Here is a 14,875-nt window from a genome sequence, read left to right on the forward strand (position 1 = left end):
CACACATGAGCGTACTGCGAACCGCGCTGCTGGGGCTGGCTTTTTTGCCCCTGCTGGCTACGGCTGACACCATTGGTGAAGTGTCCACGGTATTCAAGTTTCTCGGGCCCAACGATCGGATCGTGGTCGAGGCATTCGACGACCCCAAGGTCGAGGGTGTGACGTGCTACCTCTCACGCGCCAAGACGGGCGGCGTGAAGGGTGGCCTGGGGCTGGCTGAAGATCGCGCCGAGGCGTCCATTGCGTGCCGACAGGTGGGGCCCATCCGCTTTGCGCAGCCCTTGAAGGATGGCGAAGAGGTATTCAAGGAAAGAACCTCCCTGGTGTTCAAGACCATGCAGGTAGTGCGCTTCTTCGATGAGAAGCGCAACACCCTGGTGTACCTGGTGTACAGCGATCGCATAATCGAAGGCAGCCCGCAGAACGCGGTAACGGCCATCCCGATCCTTCCATGGCCCGTGGGCAGCGGGCGCTAGCTCGCGAATTCGGGGTAAAAGCCAGGCAACAAAAAACCGGCCACATGGGCCGGTTTTTCTTGAAGCGCGTCGCTTAGGCAGCGGCAGCGGTCTTCAGGGCCTTGATGTGGCCATTCAGACGGCTCTTGTGGCGAGCGGCCTTGTTCTTGTGGATGATGCCCTTGTCGGCCATACGGTCGATTACAGGCACAGCCAGGGTGTAGGCAGCTTGCGCTTTCTCGGCGTCTTTGGTGTCGATCGCTTTGACTACGTTCTTGATGTAGGTACGAACCATCGAACGCAGGCTGGCGTTGTGGCTGCGACGCTTCTCAGCCTGTTTTGCACGTTTTTTGGCGGAAGGTGAGTTGGCCACCGTCGAGCTCCTCGAAAGACTTGGGTAATAGCAAACAAATAAGGCCGCGAATCATGCCGATGCGCGGGTTCAATGTCAAGGGAAAGTGCCTTGCATTGCGTGCCTTTTCAGGACGAACGGCAGTGTACAGAAAACCTTCCCTTCCGCCACGTGGGCTGTACACTTTCGGCTTTTTGGCTTGGCGGCATCTCCACCATGAACCTGCTCAAATCCCTCGCTGCGGTCAGTTCGATCACCATGATTTCGCGCGTGCTGGGTTTTGTACGCGATACGCTCGTGGCACGGATTTTTGGTGCCGGCATGGCCACGGACGCCTTTTTCATCGCGTTCAAGCTGCCCAACCTGCTGCGCCGGATCTTCGCCGAGGGGGCATTCTCGCAGGCATTCGTGCCTATTCTTGCCGAATACCGCCAGCAGCAGGGCGATGAGGCCGCCCGCACCTTCACCGCCTATGTGGCGGGTTTGCTCACGCTTGCGCTGGCCGTGGTCACGGTACTGGGCATGCTGGCGGCCCCTTGGGTGATCTGGGCCACCGCGCCCGGGTTTGCCGATACGCCTGAAAAGTTCGAGCTCACCAGTTCGCTACTGCGGGTAACCTTCCCCTATATATTGCTGATCTCGTTGTCGTCCCTGGCGGGTGCGATCCTCAATACCTGGAACCGTTTCTCCGTCCCGGCGTTCACGCCTACGTTGCTCAACGTGGCGATGATCGGCTTTGCGCTCTTTCTCACGCCGTTCTTTCATCCCCCGGTGATGGCACTGGCGTGGTCTGTGTTGGCGGGTGGGCTGGCGCAATTACTCTATCAACTGCCGCACTTGAAAAAGATCGGCATGCTTGTACTGCCCCGGCTGAGCCTGCGCCACAGCGGTGCCCTGCGTGTGCTCAAGCAGATGGGGCCAGCGATCCTTGGTGTGTCAGTGAGCCAGATCTCCCTCATCATCAACACCATCTTCGCGTCCTTCCTCGTGGCCGGTTCGGTTTCCTGGATGTACTACGCCGATCGCCTGATGGAGCTGCCCTCCGGCGTGCTCGGGGTGGCGCTGGGGACCATCCTTTTACCTACGCTGGCCCGTACCTATGCCAACAAGGATCGTCACGAATACTCGCGCATCCTCGATTGGGGACTGCGCCTGTGCTTCCTGCTCGTGCTGCCATGTGCGGTGGCGCTAGGCTTGCTGGCCGAGCCGCTGACTGTCGCGCTGTTCCAGTACGGGCGATTCGATGCCTTCGATGCCGCGATGACCCAGCGTGCACTGGTCGCTTATGCCGTGGGTTTGCTCGGTATCATTCTGATCAAGGTGCTGGCGCCCGGCTTCTACGCCCAGCAGAACCTGCGCACGCCAGTGAAAATCGCTATCGCCACCTTGCTGGCGACCCAGCTGTTCAACCTGGCGTTGATCGGCCCGCTCAAGCACGCCGGCCTGGCGCTGGCGATCAGCGGCGGTGCCACCCTCAATGCTGCGCTGTTGTACTGGCAACTGCGCCGCCAGCAAATGTTCCAGCCCCAGCCCGGTTGGCTGGGCTTCTTCGCCCGCCTGGGGCTGGCAGTGATTGCCATGAGCGGCGTATTGCTGGGCCTGATGGCTGTAATGCCGCCGTGGGCAGAGGGTGACATGCTGGCGCGGTTCCTGCGGCTGGGTGCGCTGGTGATCGCTGGCGCAGCGACCTATTTCCTGGTGCTACTGGCAACCGGCATGCGCCTTCATCAGTTCGCCCGTCGGGGCCTGCATTGAAATTTCTGCCGGTTGGCCGAATATCGGTTTCATCCACCTGTGGCCCACTGCCTGCGCTGTTGCCTGTCGTCGGCGCCCGGGTGTGGTTATAATCGACGACTTTATGAGCAAGAAGCGCGCTATGCAGCTGGTTCGAGGCCTTCACAACCTGCGCCCCCGTCACCGGGGCTGCGTTGCCACCATTGGCAATTTCGACGGAGTGCATCGGGGGCATCAAGCCATCCTCAAGCGCTTGCGCGAGCGTGCCCAGGAACTTGGCGTGCCCAGTTGCGTGGTGATCTTCGAGCCACAGCCGCGTGAGTATTTCACGCCAGAAACCGCCCCGGCCCGGCTCACGCGGCTGCGGGACAAGCTCGAACTGCTTGCGGCCGAAGGCATCGACCGCGTGTTGTGCCTGGCCTTCAATCAGCGGCTGCGCAGCCTGAGCGCCAGCGAGTTCGTTGAAACCATCCTGATCGACGGGCTGGGTGTGAAACACCTCGAAGTGGGGGATGATTTCCGGTTTGGCTGTGACCGCCTGGGGGATTTCGACTTTCTGGTCGAAGCCGGGCGCCGCCATGGTTTCACCCTGGAGGCGGCAAACACCGTAGAAGAAGAGGGCGCTCGCGTGAGCAGCACCCAGGTGCGCCAGGCGCTGGCTTCGGGGGATTTTGCCCAGGCCGAACGCCTGCTGGGCCGCCCTTATCGCATCAGTGGTCGGGTGTTGCATGGCCAGAAGCTGGCGCGGCAGCTGGGCTGGCCCACCGCCAACGTTCAGTTGAAGCGGCGCCGCGTGCCGTTTACCGGCGTTTACCTGGTGAGCACCACGGTAAACGGCCAAACCTGGCCCGGCGTTGCCAATATAGGGGTTCGCCCCACTGTTGCCGGCGATGGCCGGCCACACCTCGAAATACACCTGCTGGACTTCGCTGGCGATCTGTACGGCCGGCATTTGTCGGTGGAATTCCACCAGAAGCTGCGTGATGAGCAGCGTTTCGCCTCACTGGAGGCGTTGAAGTCGGCGATCGACGCGGACGTCGCCGCCGCCCGTGCCCATTGGCAGGGCTAACCGCCTAATGAAGAGCCTGAAATGACCGATTACAAAGCCACGCTAAACCTTCCGGACACCGCCTTCCCGATGAAGGCCGGCCTGCCCCAGCGCGAGCCGCAGATACTGCAGCGCTGGGACAGCATTGGCCTGTACCAGAAGCTGCGCGAAATTGGCAAGGATCGGCCCAAGTTCGTGCTGCACGATGGCCCGCCCTACGCCAACGGCAGCATTCATATCGGTCACGCGGTCAACAAGATCCTCAAGGACATGATCATCCGCTCGCGTACGCTGGCGGGCTTTGATGCGCCCTACGTACCGGGCTGGGATTGCCATGGCCTGCCGATCGAGCACAAGGTCGAGGTCACCCACGGCAAGGGCCTGCCTGCGGATAAAACCCGCGAGCTGTGCCGGGCTTACGCCGCCGAGCAGATCGAAGAGCAAAAGGCAGGCTTCATCCGCCTGGGCGTGCTGGGCGACTGGGGCAACCCCTACAAAACCATGAGCTTCGTCAACGAGGCCGGGGAAATCCGCGCCCTGGCCGAGATGGTTCGGGGCGGTTTCGTGTTCAAGGGCCTCAAGCCCGTGAACTGGTGCTTCGACTGTGGCTCGGCGCTGGCTGAAGCCGAAGTGGAATACGCCGACAAGAAGTCCACCACCATCGACGTGGCCTTCCCGATCGCCGACCAGGCCTCCCTGGCCGATGCCTTTGGCCTGCCGGGCCTGGAAAAGCCCGCCGCCATCGTGATCTGGACCACTACCCCGTGGACCATCCCGGCGAACCAGGCGCTCAACGTGCACCCCGAGTTCACCTACGCGCTCGTCGATATCGGCGACCGCCTGCTGGTGCTGGCCGAAGAACTGGTGGAAAGCTGCCTGCAGCGCTACGGCCGCGAAGGCCACATCATCGCTCGTGCCCCGGGCGCCGCGCTGGAAAACATCAACTTCCATCACCCGTTCTACGAGCGCCTGTCGCCTGTTTACCTGGCCGAGTACGTGGAGCTGGGCGCGGGCACCGGTATCGTTCACTCTGCGCCGGCCTACGGCGAGGACGACTTCGTTACCTGCAAACGCTACGGCATGCACAACGACGACATCCTCACGCCTGTCCAGAGCAATGGTGTGTACGTGGACAGCCTGCCGTTCTTCGGGGGCCAGTTCATCTGGAAGGCCGGCGCCGCCATCGTCGACAAGCTGGCTGAAGTCGGCGCGCTGATGCACACCGAAACCATCACCCACAGCTACATGCACTGCTGGCGCCATAAAACCCCCCTGATCTACCGCGCCACCGCGCAGTGGTTCGTAGGCATGGACAAGCAGCCGGTGACCGGCGATACCCTGCGCCAACGTGCGCTAAAGGCCATCGAACAAACCCACTTCGTCCCGGACTGGGGCCAGGCGCGCCTGCATTCGATGATCGCCAACCGGCCCGACTGGTGCATCTCGCGCCAGCGCAACTGGGGCGTGCCGATCCCGTTCTTCCTGCACAAGCAGAGCGGCGAACTGCACCCGCGTACCGTTGAACTGATGGAAGAAGTGGCCCAGCGCGTGGAACAGGAAGGTATCGAAGCCTGGTTCAAGCTGGACGCCGCCGAGCTGCTGGGCGCCGAAGCCGCCGATTACGAGAAGATCAGCGACACGCTGGACGTGTGGTTCGACTCGGGCACCACCCACTGGCACGTGCTGCGCGGTTCGCACCCGATGGGCCACGAACAGGGGCCGCGCGCGGACCTGTACCTGGAAGGCAGCGACCAGCACCGTGGCTGGTTCCACTCGTCCTTGCTCACCGGCTGCGCCATCGACGATCACGCGCCCTACCGTGAACTGCTCACCCACGGCTTCACCGTGGACGAGAACGGCCGCAAGATGTCCAAATCGCTGGGCAACACTGTGGCGCCGCAAAAGGTCAGCGACACCCTCGGCGCCGACATCATGCGCCTGTGGGTTGCCTCCACGGACTATTCCGGCGAGATGGCGGTTTCCGAGCAGATCCTGCAGCGCAGCGCCGACGCCTACCGGCGTATCCGCAATACCGCGCGCTTCCTGCTTTCCAACCTCAGCGGCTTCGACCCTGCGCGGGACCTTCTCCCGCCGGATCAGATGCTGGCGCTCGACCGCTGGGCGGTGGACCGTGCCTTGCTGCTGCAGCGTGAACTGGAAGAGCACTACCAGGCGTACCGTTTCTGGAACATCTACTCCAAGGTGCACAACTTCTGCGTGCAGGAGCTGGGCGGCTTCTACCTGGACATCATCAAGGACCGCCAGTACACCACCCCGGCCGACAGCGTCGCCCGCCGTTCCTGCCAGACCGCGCTGTTCCACATCGCCGAAGCGCTGGTGCGCTGGATCGCCCCGATCCTGGCCTTCACCGCCGACGAGATCTGGAGCTACCTGCCAGGCGAACGCAACGAGTCGGTGATGCTCAACACGGCCTACACCGGCCTGAGCGAGCTGCCGGAAGGCTTCGAACTGAACCGCGCATTTTGGGACAGCGTGATGGCCGTGAAGGCCTCGGTGAACAAGGAACTTGAAAACCAGCGTACGGCCAAGGCCATCGGTGGCAACCTGCAAGCCGAAGTCACCTTGTATGCGGACGAGGCCGTGCAGGCCGACCTGGGCAAGCTGGGCAATGAGCTGCGCTTTGTACTGATCACCTCCAAGGCAACCCTGGCACCGTTCGCTGCGGCACCGGCCGATGCGGTGGTGACCGAAGTGGCTGGCCTGAAGCTCAAGGTGGTCAAGTCCAGCCACGCCAAGTGCGCCCGTTGCTGGCACTTCGTGGAAGACGTGGGCGCCAATCCGGCCCATCCGGAAATCTGCGGCCGCTGCGTGACCAACATCACCACCGGTGGCGAGGAGCGTCACTATGCCTGACATGGCGGGGCGCTTCGGGCGCCTGGCTTGGCTATGGCTGAGTGTGCTGGTGGTGGTACTGGACCAGGCCAGCAAGTGGTACTTTGAAAGCACGCTGGAGCTGTATCAGCAGATCGTGGTGATACCCCGCTACTTCAGCTGGACGCTGGCCTACAACACCGGCGCGGCTTTTAGCTTCCTGGCCGACAGTTCCGGTTGGCAGCGCTGGTTGTTCGCGCTTATCGCCGTGGTGGTGAGCGCCGTGCTGATCATCTGGCTCAAGCGGCTGGGCCGCGCCGACACCTGGCTGGCCATCGCGCTGGCTCTGGTGCTCGGCGGCGCCATCGGCAACCTGTACGATCGTATCGTCCTCGGCCATGTGATCGACTTCGTGCTGGTGCATTGGGACCGGCAGTGGTACTTCCCGGCCTTCAACCTCGCCGATAGCGCCATTACCGTTGGCGCGATCATGCTGGCCCTGGATATGTTCAAGAGCAAGAAAAGCGGAGAAGCGGTTCATGAGTGATGTTCGGATCGGCCAGCACACCGAGGTGACGCTTCACTTCGCGTTGCACCTGGAAGACGGCAATACCGTGGACAGCACCTTCGACAAGGCGCCGGCCACGTTCAAGGTAGGTGACGGCAACCTGTTGCCCGGGTTCGAGAATGCACTGTTCGGCCTCAAGGCCGGCGACAAGCGCGACCTTACCGTGCCGCCGGAGAACGCGTTCGGCCAGCCTAACCCGCAGAACCTGCAGGTGATGCCGCGCAAACAGTTCGAGGGCATGGAGCTGGCCGAAGGCCTGCTGGTGATCTTCAACGACGCCGCCAATGCCGAGTTGCCGGGCATTGTGAAAGCGTTCGATGATCAGCAGGTCACCGTCGACTTCAATCACCCATTGTCTGGCAAGACCCTGCGTTTCGAAGTCCAGATCCTCGACGTTCGGGCGCTTTGAGCCCACCCAACCGGCGCAGCGCCTCGGAGCCCAGCATGCACATCAAACTCGCCAACCCCCGCGGCTTCTGCGCGGGCGTGGACCGAGCCATCGAGATCGTGAACCGCGCCCTCGAGGTGTTCGGCCCGCCGATCTACGTGCGCCACGAAGTGGTTCACAACAAGTTCGTGGTCGAAGACCTGCGCAGCCGTGGCGCCATTTTCGTCGAAGAACTCGATCAAGTGCCGGATAACGTGATCGTGATCTTCAGCGCCCATGGCGTTTCCCAAGCCGTGCGCCAGGAAGCGGCCGGCCGCGGGCTGAAAGTGTTCGATGCCACCTGCCCGTTGGTGACCAAGGTGCATATCGAGGTCGCGCGCTACAGCCGCGATGGCCGCGAAACCATCCTGATCGGCCATGAAGGCCACCCGGAAGTCGAAGGCACCATGGGGCAGTACGACGCCAGCAATGGCGGCGCCATCTACCTCGTGGAGGATGAAGCCGACGTGGCCACGCTCGCCGTGCGCAACCCGGACAACCTTGCCTTCGTCACCCAGACCACACTGTCGATGGACGACACCAGCCGGGTGATCGATGCCCTGCGCGGGCGCTTCCCGAACATCGGCGGACCGCGCAAGGACGACATCTGTTACGCCACGCAAAACCGCCAGGACGCGGTCAAGCAACTGGCCGACGAGTGCGACGTGGTATTGGTGGTCGGCAGCCCCAACAGCTCCAACTCCAACCGCCTGCGCGAGCTCGCCGAGCGCATGGGTACCCCGGCGTACCTCATCGACGGCGCCGAGGACATGGAGCAAGGCTGGTTCGACGGGGTAGGGCGGATCGGCATCACTGCCGGTGCCTCCGCGCCGGAAGTGCTGGTGCGCGGTGTCATCCAGCAACTTCAGGCCTGGGGCGCCACAGGTGCTGATGAATTGGCCGGGCGCGAAGAGAACATCACCTTCTCCATGCCCAAGGAACTGCGGGTCAAGACGTTGGTGTAGCGGGGCACAGCGGTGTGGGCGGCGGCGACGTGGCTACCCGCACGCGGCCGGAGCGGGCAAGCACTACACGTCGATGGCGATCACTACCTTTCGGGTCGCAAAAGTGTATCGAACCGTTAAGCGCCGCGTGGCTGCTCGACCGTGGAATCCCTAGATAGTTGAATGCGACCTGAGCTTGCATGTTCTTTGTGGCAACAGCCTGTATGCGGGCGTTGCCCCGGCGAATGACAAGGGTGGGATTGTTCGAATCGGCCGACCCTTTTCCGGTTTCATCCACGATGATTCTCCAGCCCTTCGCCCAGTCTTCCTCCATGGCCTGGACGATGACAGTTCTGTTTCGGTTGATGGCTTCCATGCGCGCGGCCCGCAGGCTACTGGACAATTCGTCAGCCAGAAGCTGCCGTTCATGCGTCGCGATAAGTATCCTGAAATTTGGCACGGCAAGCCCTGCGATGGCGACAAGCACAGCAATGGCTACCAAAAGCTCCAGCAACGAATAGCCAAGGCTGGCGGTGTCTTGAGGGTGCATGGCGATCATCCTTGAAATATTCCTCCACAGCGCTTCCTTGCGCTGATTAGTGGGAAATAACCGTATATGCTTTGCTGAGTGGTCCGGCGCCGAAGCTGGTTTATAGTCGGTGCGTCGAGGGGGAGCGTCCAATGCGGCACGGTAACAAGGGATTTACGCTGGTCGAGTTGCTGATTACGGTGGCCGTCCTGATTATCGGCGTGACCATGGTGGTACCTGGCTTCACTACCCTGATCGCCCGCAACCGCAGCGAGGCTGATGCTGCGGAAATCGCTCGGGCACTGAGCTATGCACGCCTCGAAGCGATCAATCGTGGGCTGCGGGTGCGTGTGGCACCGGTCAATACCGGGATATGGACGGGTGACCTGGCCGTACAGGCCATCAGCACCTCTGTAACCGAGTTGCGCCGGTTGCCCGGGCTCGGCGGCAGCCCTACGCTCACCATTGCCGCCGGCACTGTGACTCCTGACTACATTGAGTTCAATAGCCTAGGGGCGCTTGCCGTCCCCACCGCCCAAACCTTGCTTACCTACAAGAATGGCACGATTGTGCGAACCATTCTGGTCTGCGTGAACGGGCGGGTTGTACCCAACGGAGCGGCCTCCGGATGCTGAGCAGGCAGCAGTCAGGTATTTCCCTGATCGAGGTGCTTATTGCCCTGTTGATCATGACGGTGGCACTCCTCGGCGCTGCTGCGTTGCAGATCAATGCCTTGAAATACACGGACAGCGCCGACCTGCGCACCAAAGTCAGTTTCGTTGCCTATGACATGATGGACCGAATCCGGGCTAACCCGAGTGGAAAATACGCCCTTACCAGCCTGGCGGCCGCGCCGACCGGAACCACCTCCCCTACGGTGGCCACCCAGGACCTGATGGATTTCAGGCAAAACGTGACCGACCTCGGCGGCACTAATGCCACCATCGTACTTACCGACACCGTGGTCTACACCATTACCATTACCTGGGACGATTCTCGTGCCGGCAAACAGGTAACGGCCAATGGCTCGGTGGTTGACAGTTCAACGGCCCAGACCTTCGTGCTACGCAGCCGGGTTGCCACAGGTGGAGTGACAACCCAATGACCGGCCGCAGCCAGAGTGGGCTCACCCTTATCGAGCTGATGGTCGCCTTGGTGCTTGGCTTGATCATCGTACTTGGCGTGACCCAGACGTTTATCTCCGCCAAAAATACCTACCTGACCCAAAACGCCGCCTCCGCCATGCAGGAGGACGCCCGCTACCTGCTTTCACGGATGAGCCAGGAAATCCGCATGACGGGAATGTTCGGATGTTTGAGTACAGACAGCATCACATTGCCGGCTACCAGCCCCGCCCTGTTTACTGCTGCCTTGGCGACGCCGATCAGCTGGACGGTGGACGGCACCAACGGTAACCGCCTGCAAATGGTGACCGCTGACGTGGGCACTGCTGGCACAGCCCCAACATGGACCATTCTCACTGACTGTCGAAGCGTCGCGACCGCGACCAACGGTGCGGCCGTGGTGCCCAGCGGGCAAATAGCCTTTCCGTTACGTCAGGTGACATATTCCTTCAAAGATAGCCAGATCCTCACCGGAGCTGTCGGCGCCCAGCAGCCTCTCATCAGTAATGTGAAGGACTTCCAGGTACGCTTTGGCCTGTCGGGCAGTGCCAGCGATACCACGGTCACCAGCTACGTGACAACGGTAACGGCTGCCCAGATGGAGAGGATCCGGACCGTGCGGTTGACCCTTGTGCTGACGGACACAGCGAACCGAACCCGCGACCGTACGTATTCGGTAGTGGCTGCGCTGCGGAACCGCCTGCAATGAGCGGCGCGCGCAAGCAGGGCTCGCCGGTGGCCCCATCCCGCCGCGAACAAGGTATGGCACTGATCGTGGCCTTGGTTTTTCTTTTGCTGCTCACGCTTATTGGTCTGAGCTCCATCCAGAATTCAACCCTTCAGGAAAAAATGAGTAGCAGCGTGCAGTTCCGTAACCAGTCCTTCCAAGTGGCGGAAGCCGCTTTACGCGTTGGGGAAACGGCAGTCAGCAAGGCTACCTATGTGCTCGCCGCCTGTGGCAGCGTAGCCGCCTGCGCGCCACCTTCCGACTCCGCCACGCGAGAAACAGCAGGGCAGGGGGTGAATGCACTTTGGGTGCAGGCGGGTACCGGTGGGCTATATGCTGTGCAGCAGTTGGGGCTTGCCAAAACCGCACTGGGCTGTACCACGGCTGGCTCCGACAATGAATCTCAAACGCTTTATCGCATTACGAGTATCGGCATGGTTGGCAACGCCCGCACTGCGCTGGAGAGCATTTATGCAAAAAACTGCAACTAGGCCGCAGCCCTTCAGCTGGCGCGCCGCGCTTGCTGGCGTGCTATTAGGGCTTTATGCCTCCGTACCCGCGTATGCTGCGTTTACACCGGCAAGTGCCCCGTTGTTGAGCTCCGCCGCAGTCGCGCCGAATGTGATGCTGCTCGTAGACGACTCCGGGAGTATGAACAACATTATACGGGCGACGGCCTTCGACCAGTCTGTCACTCGTACTCAGTTGTACACCTGTACCCGAGATGATAACTGCAGCAATATCGCTGCCCAGGACATGGACAACGAAAACCTATTGCTGAGCAGCCTGTACAAGGGGGGCTGTAGCACTGGGTACTATGGTTTTTATCGATACAGTCTCGGCAGCCGTATCTGCCTCAAGTTGCCCGATCCGGTGGGTAGCGAGGGTACCCGCTATTCAACGCGGTACATTGCCTATCTGATAGGTTTGTTGTCGAACTCAACCACCAGCAAAGACTATACAGACGGCAGCATCCCCACGGACTATCGCATCAACGTCGCCCGTACCGTATCTGCCTCGCTGGTTACCGCCAACCGCGCGTTGCGCATGGGCCTGGCGACCTTCAACTCGCCAACCAACTCCGACCGTGGGCCTGGCGGATACATTGTGCGGTCCATTACAGACCTGCAGGCCACCACGAGCACCACCAGCTCCCAAGCCACGACCAACTACAACAACCTTGTAAGTTCTATCAACGCACTAGGTGCGGTAGCCAACACGCCGCTAGCGGAAAGCTACTACGAAGTCACTCGCTATTTCCGGTCAATGGCCCCGTATTACAACAGCTCACCGAGCACCTACACCAGCCCGATACAGTACCGATGCCAGAAGAATTTCGGGGTGGTCATCACTGACGGCTTGCCCACCTATGACCGTAGTTTCCCGACCAATGATCCGGCAATAACGTCTGCGAACAAACTGCCCAATTGGGATAACGTAAGCAACGACGGCGACAACCCCACCAGCGGGGATGCCGAGGGCGATTCGCTCTACCTCGATGACATCGCCAAGTTCGGGTATGACATAGACCTTCGCACCGCGACCAACACCAGTAACGGTACTGACCTTTCTGGCAAAAGCTGGGACGCCACGGATTTTCCCAAGCAAAACTTGGTGACCTATACCGTCGGATTTACTGCGGCAAACCAAATGTTGTCCGATGCGGCCACCTATGGTTATGGCAAGTACTACCAAGCCACTGACAGCGCTACCCTTACAGCGGTATTAACCCAGGCTTTGAACGATATCAGCTCACGCTCGGGCTCTGGGGGCGGTGGCACCACTGCGTCGTCTACCACCTATAACGCCAACTATTATTACCAGAGCCTCTACGACCCCACGGACTGGCGGGGCACCATCCGGGCGTTCGCCTTCGCCAGCGATAGCACCTTGAACACCACCGGCACACCGGCATGGACCACCAATACCACGATGGCTGCTGGCACCACCGGGGGCAGTTTCGAGTCGTGGAATACGGCTACCAACGCCGCCGTAACCTTGGCCTATGCCAACCTCGCCACAACCCAACAGGCATCTTTAACGACAAGCTTGTCTAGCTTGAGTACGCGGAGCAGTACGGGCGCAAGCGTGACGGGCTCCGATTTGATCGAGTGGGTCAAAGGCACCAGCAGCAAGGCGGGGCTGAAGGTTCGCAGCGTGTTACTCGGGGATATTGTCGACTCCCCCGTGGTGCTGGCCGCACCCACGGACCAGACCGCCACCGATGCAACAGGTGAGTACACCTACAGCAGCTACCTCCCCACCAAGGCCGCTAACATGACAAGCAGCCTGATCGTGAACGCTAACGATGGCTTGACCAACGTGCTGAATGCTAATACGGGCGCACGGCGCTATGGCTTCTTGCCGTCCCCGGCCTTGCCAGGGTTAGTCACCGTTGCTGACCCGACGTACATCAACGGCACCACCCACAAGTTCCTGAACGACGGCCAACTGGCTGTGTTCGATGTAAAGCCCGGCAGCACCTGGAAAACCGTCGCGTTCGGCGGTATGGGGGGGGCAGGCAAGGCCTTCTATGCGATCCAGCTGTTTGATGCAACCGCCGGTAATGCGCTGAAAGCACTGTGGGAGATTCGCGCGCCTGCCGCTGCTAGTGCTACTGACAGTTGGAACGACCTTGGCTACGCCTATGCCAAGCCAGAGGTCGCGCGCTTGGCTGACGGGACTTGGGCAGCCTTTATTTCCAACGGCTACGGCAGTAACAGTGGAGTTGCTGCGCTCTATGTTGTGAATGTGGCGGACGGATCGCTAATCCGCAAGATCGTGATCAATACCAGCGAAACGGACAATGGCTTGTCGTCGGTCAAGCTCGTGGTCAATGCCAACAATGTGGTTCAGGCTGCCTATGCTGGCGACCTTAAAGGCCGGATGTGGAAGTTCGACCTGACTAGTACCAATCCGTCCAGCTGGAAGACGGCGTTTTCCGGCAACCCGCTGTTCACCGCCCCCGGCGGCGCAGCCCAGCCTATCACCGCACCACCCTTGGTGACGACCTACAGCGGCAAAGGCTACATGGTGTATTTCGGCACGGGCAAACTTCTTGAAACCAGCGACAAAACCACCACCGCCACTCAAAGCTTCTACGCGGTGCTCGATGCCACCAGCGCTTCGGGGAACCTGACCGTCAGTAACCTTCAGGCCCAATCCATCACCGGGTCGTTCAGCGCAACCGGGGGGCAGTACCTTACCGTGTCCCAGAACTCGGTCGATTACACCACGAAGAGCGGGTGGTACCTGCCATTAAGCTACAACAACACCTTGGTCGGAGAGCGCGTGATCTACCAGGCTGGTTATACACGCGGGCGAATCCTGTTCACCACTGCAGGGGTCGATACCACCGACCCCTGTGCCAGTCAAGGCTTTGGCAGGCTGGTAGAGCTCTCGGCGCTTACCGGGAATATGTTGACCTATGCTGTGATCGATACCAACGGCGACGGCGTGGTTGATAGCTCCGACGCCATCTCCGCAGGCATGATCTTCGGGGCGGGCATTCCCACGCTGAATGGCGTGGTGGAAGATGCTGCCGGAAATCCGGACACCAAAGTTGTCAACTCCTCCTCCGGATCAGTCACCACGCTCAAGGAAAAGGGACCCCGCAATCCGGCAGATGACCCTAACCCCCCTCCCGACGATGGCGACGGTACCAGCAGCCCCAACAGGCGCATCATGTGGCGACAGATACAGTAAGAGGTAAACATGAAAGGCTCATTGAAGGGTTTTACGTTGATTGAGCTGATGATTGCCGTTGCGATCATCGGCATCCTCGCGGCGATCGCTTACCCGAGCTACACCAAATATGTGCGAAAGACGCACCGGGCGGAAATCGTCCAATTGCTGACGGAATCTGCCCAGACGTTGGAACGGCATTATTCCAAGGCTGGGCAATACAGCAACACCGACAGCATCACCACCGCGAACCCTACCGGAAACGCTTGGTACAACATTGCGGTTGCCCGGGATAAAACCACGTTTACCCTTACCGCAACGCCCGTCAACAACACCATGATGGCGACTGATGTCTGCGGGTCTTTCCAGCTTACCAATACTGGCCAACGGACCAATCCCGGCGCCACGACAGGCGTTACAACCGCCTTCTGCTGGGGCCGCTAAGGTAACG

At 60.8% G+C, this 14,875-nt stretch carries 15 protein-coding genes; 13 read left to right on the forward strand and 2 right to left on the reverse strand.

What is annotated here, in order from left to right; genetic code table 11:
* Window positions 1-5 precede the first annotated feature (5 nt).
* The gene (locus tag LG385_RS00835) at window positions 6-476 is read left to right on the forward strand and encodes a CreA family protein (RefSeq protein WP_181115683.1); all 471 of its coding nucleotides are present in this window, start codon (window positions 6-8) and stop codon (window positions 474-476) included.
* 73 nt (window positions 477-549) lie between these two features.
* Here LG385_RS00835 and rpsT read toward each other — a convergent pair whose 3' ends face one another.
* Window positions 550-828, reverse strand: a complete 279-nt coding sequence (gene rpsT / locus LG385_RS00840) for a 30S ribosomal protein S20 (RefSeq protein ID WP_181115681.1) — start codon at window positions 826-828, stop codon at window positions 550-552.
* A gap of 195 nt (window positions 829-1,023) precedes the next feature.
* On the opposite strand from rpsT, the gene murJ reads away from it, so the two are divergent.
* From murJ to ispH, 6 genes are all read left to right on the forward strand, one after another.
* Window positions 1,024-2,562, forward strand: coding sequence for a murein biosynthesis integral membrane protein MurJ (gene murJ / locus LG385_RS00845; RefSeq protein ID WP_225771698.1), 1,539 nt, complete (start codon window positions 1,024-1,026; stop codon window positions 2,560-2,562).
* A 121-nt stretch (window positions 2,563-2,683) separates the two neighbouring features.
* Window positions 2,684-3,610 (forward strand): bifunctional riboflavin kinase/FAD synthetase, encoded by a 927-nt coding sequence (gene ribF, locus LG385_RS00850; protein WP_181115771.1) that lies wholly within the window; start codon window positions 2,684-2,686, stop codon window positions 3,608-3,610.
* A 21-nt stretch (window positions 3,611-3,631) separates the two neighbouring features.
* Entirely contained in the window at window positions 3,632-6,463 is a 2,832-nt protein-coding gene (gene ileS / locus LG385_RS00855) for an isoleucine--tRNA ligase (protein ID WP_225771700.1), read from the forward strand.
* The gene (lspA, locus tag LG385_RS00860) at window positions 6,456-6,968 is read left to right on the forward strand and encodes a signal peptidase II (protein ID WP_225771702.1); all 513 of its coding nucleotides are present in this window, start codon (window positions 6,456-6,458) and stop codon (window positions 6,966-6,968) included. Before ileS ends, lspA begins: the two co-directional genes overlap by 8 nt.
* The gene (gene fkpB / locus LG385_RS00865) at window positions 6,961-7,398 is read left to right on the forward strand and encodes an FKBP-type peptidyl-prolyl cis-trans isomerase (protein WP_181115674.1); all 438 of its coding nucleotides are present in this window, start codon (window positions 6,961-6,963) and stop codon (window positions 7,396-7,398) included. Before lspA ends, fkpB begins: the two co-directional genes overlap by 8 nt.
* A gap of 35 nt (window positions 7,399-7,433) precedes the next feature.
* The gene (gene ispH / locus LG385_RS00870; protein ID WP_225771704.1) at window positions 7,434-8,381 is read left to right on the forward strand and encodes a 4-hydroxy-3-methylbut-2-enyl diphosphate reductase; all 948 of its coding nucleotides are present in this window, start codon (window positions 7,434-7,436) and stop codon (window positions 8,379-8,381) included.
* On the opposite strand, the gene LG385_RS00875 is transcribed toward ispH, so the two are convergent.
* On the reverse strand, window positions 8,365-8,919 hold the full coding sequence (locus tag LG385_RS00875; protein ID WP_225771707.1) for a GspH/FimT family pseudopilin: 555 nt from the start codon (window positions 8,917-8,919) through the stop codon (window positions 8,365-8,367). The genes ispH and LG385_RS00875 overlap by 17 nt on opposite strands.
* Window positions 8,920-9,041: 122 nt before the next feature.
* Between LG385_RS00875 and LG385_RS00880 the strand changes: the two genes are divergently transcribed.
* The 6 genes from LG385_RS00880 to LG385_RS00905 are packed head-to-tail and all read left to right on the forward strand — an operon-like array spanning window position 9,042 to window position 14,868.
* Complete coding sequence (locus LG385_RS00880; protein ID WP_225771709.1) at window positions 9,042-9,524, forward strand: GspH/FimT family pseudopilin; 483 nt, start codon at window positions 9,042-9,044, stop codon at window positions 9,522-9,524.
* Window positions 9,518-9,994, forward strand: coding sequence for a type IV pilus modification protein PilV (pilV, locus tag LG385_RS00885; protein ID WP_225771711.1), 477 nt, complete (start codon window positions 9,518-9,520; stop codon window positions 9,992-9,994). The genes LG385_RS00880 and pilV overlap by 7 nt, the downstream gene beginning before the upstream one ends.
* A complete protein-coding gene (locus LG385_RS00890; protein WP_225771713.1) occupies window positions 9,991-10,722 on the forward strand; it encodes a PilW family protein in 732 nt (243 codons plus the stop codon). The genes pilV and LG385_RS00890 overlap by 4 nt, the downstream gene beginning before the upstream one ends.
* The gene (locus tag LG385_RS00895) at window positions 10,719-11,231 is read left to right on the forward strand and encodes a PilX N-terminal domain-containing pilus assembly protein (protein WP_225771716.1); all 513 of its coding nucleotides are present in this window, start codon (window positions 10,719-10,721) and stop codon (window positions 11,229-11,231) included. Before LG385_RS00890 ends, LG385_RS00895 begins: the two co-directional genes overlap by 4 nt.
* Entirely contained in the window at window positions 11,212-14,445 is a 3,234-nt protein-coding gene (locus tag LG385_RS00900; protein WP_225771718.1) for a pilus assembly protein, read from the forward strand. Before LG385_RS00895 ends, LG385_RS00900 begins: the two co-directional genes overlap by 20 nt.
* 9 nt (window positions 14,446-14,454) lie before the next feature.
* A complete protein-coding gene (locus LG385_RS00905; protein ID WP_181115660.1) occupies window positions 14,455-14,868 on the forward strand; it encodes a type IV pilin protein in 414 nt (137 codons plus the stop codon).
* Window positions 14,869-14,875 lie beyond the last annotated feature (7 nt).

The sequence above is a fragment of the Pseudomonas sp. Marseille-Q5115 genome, from assembly GCF_916618905.1.
Classification (GTDB): Bacteria; Pseudomonadota; Gammaproteobacteria; order Pseudomonadales; family Pseudomonadaceae; genus Aquipseudomonas; species Aquipseudomonas japonica_A.

What these genes read in the sequence shown, in the direction of transcription:
- murJ (WP_225771698.1), top strand. Translation starts at nt 1,024, where the DNA reads ATGAACCTGCTCAAATCCCTCGCTGCGGTCAGTTCGATCACCATGATT.
- fkpB (WP_181115674.1), top strand. Translation starts at nt 6,961, where the DNA reads ATGAGTGATGTTCGGATCGGCCAGCACACCGAGGTGACGCTTCACTTC.
- LG385_RS00880 (WP_225771709.1), top strand. Translation starts at nt 9,042, where the DNA reads ATGCGGCACGGTAACAAGGGATTTACGCTGGTCGAGTTGCTGATTACG.
- ribF (WP_181115771.1), top strand. Translation starts at nt 2,684, where the DNA reads ATGCAGCTGGTTCGAGGCCTTCACAACCTGCGCCCCCGTCACCGGGGC.
- ispH (WP_225771704.1), top strand. Translation starts at nt 7,434, where the DNA reads ATGCACATCAAACTCGCCAACCCCCGCGGCTTCTGCGCGGGCGTGGAC.
- lspA (WP_225771702.1), top strand. Translation starts at nt 6,456, where the DNA reads ATGCCTGACATGGCGGGGCGCTTCGGGCGCCTGGCTTGGCTATGGCTG.
- LG385_RS00835 (WP_181115683.1), top strand. Translation starts at nt 6, where the DNA reads ATGAGCGTACTGCGAACCGCGCTGCTGGGGCTGGCTTTTTTGCCCCTG.
- LG385_RS00875 (WP_225771707.1), bottom strand. Translation starts at nt 8,919, where the DNA reads ATGATCGCCATGCACCCTCAAGACACCGCCAGCCTTGGCTATTCGTTG.
- ileS (WP_225771700.1), top strand. Translation starts at nt 3,632, where the DNA reads ATGACCGATTACAAAGCCACGCTAAACCTTCCGGACACCGCCTTCCCG.
- LG385_RS00900 (WP_225771718.1), top strand. Translation starts at nt 11,212, where the DNA reads ATGCAAAAAACTGCAACTAGGCCGCAGCCCTTCAGCTGGCGCGCCGCG.
- LG385_RS00905 (WP_181115660.1), top strand. Translation starts at nt 14,455, where the DNA reads ATGAAAGGCTCATTGAAGGGTTTTACGTTGATTGAGCTGATGATTGCC.
- LG385_RS00895 (WP_225771716.1), top strand. Translation starts at nt 10,719, where the DNA reads ATGAGCGGCGCGCGCAAGCAGGGCTCGCCGGTGGCCCCATCCCGCCGC.
- pilV (WP_225771711.1), top strand. Translation starts at nt 9,518, where the DNA reads ATGCTGAGCAGGCAGCAGTCAGGTATTTCCCTGATCGAGGTGCTTATT.
- LG385_RS00890 (WP_225771713.1), top strand. Translation starts at nt 9,991, where the DNA reads ATGACCGGCCGCAGCCAGAGTGGGCTCACCCTTATCGAGCTGATGGTC.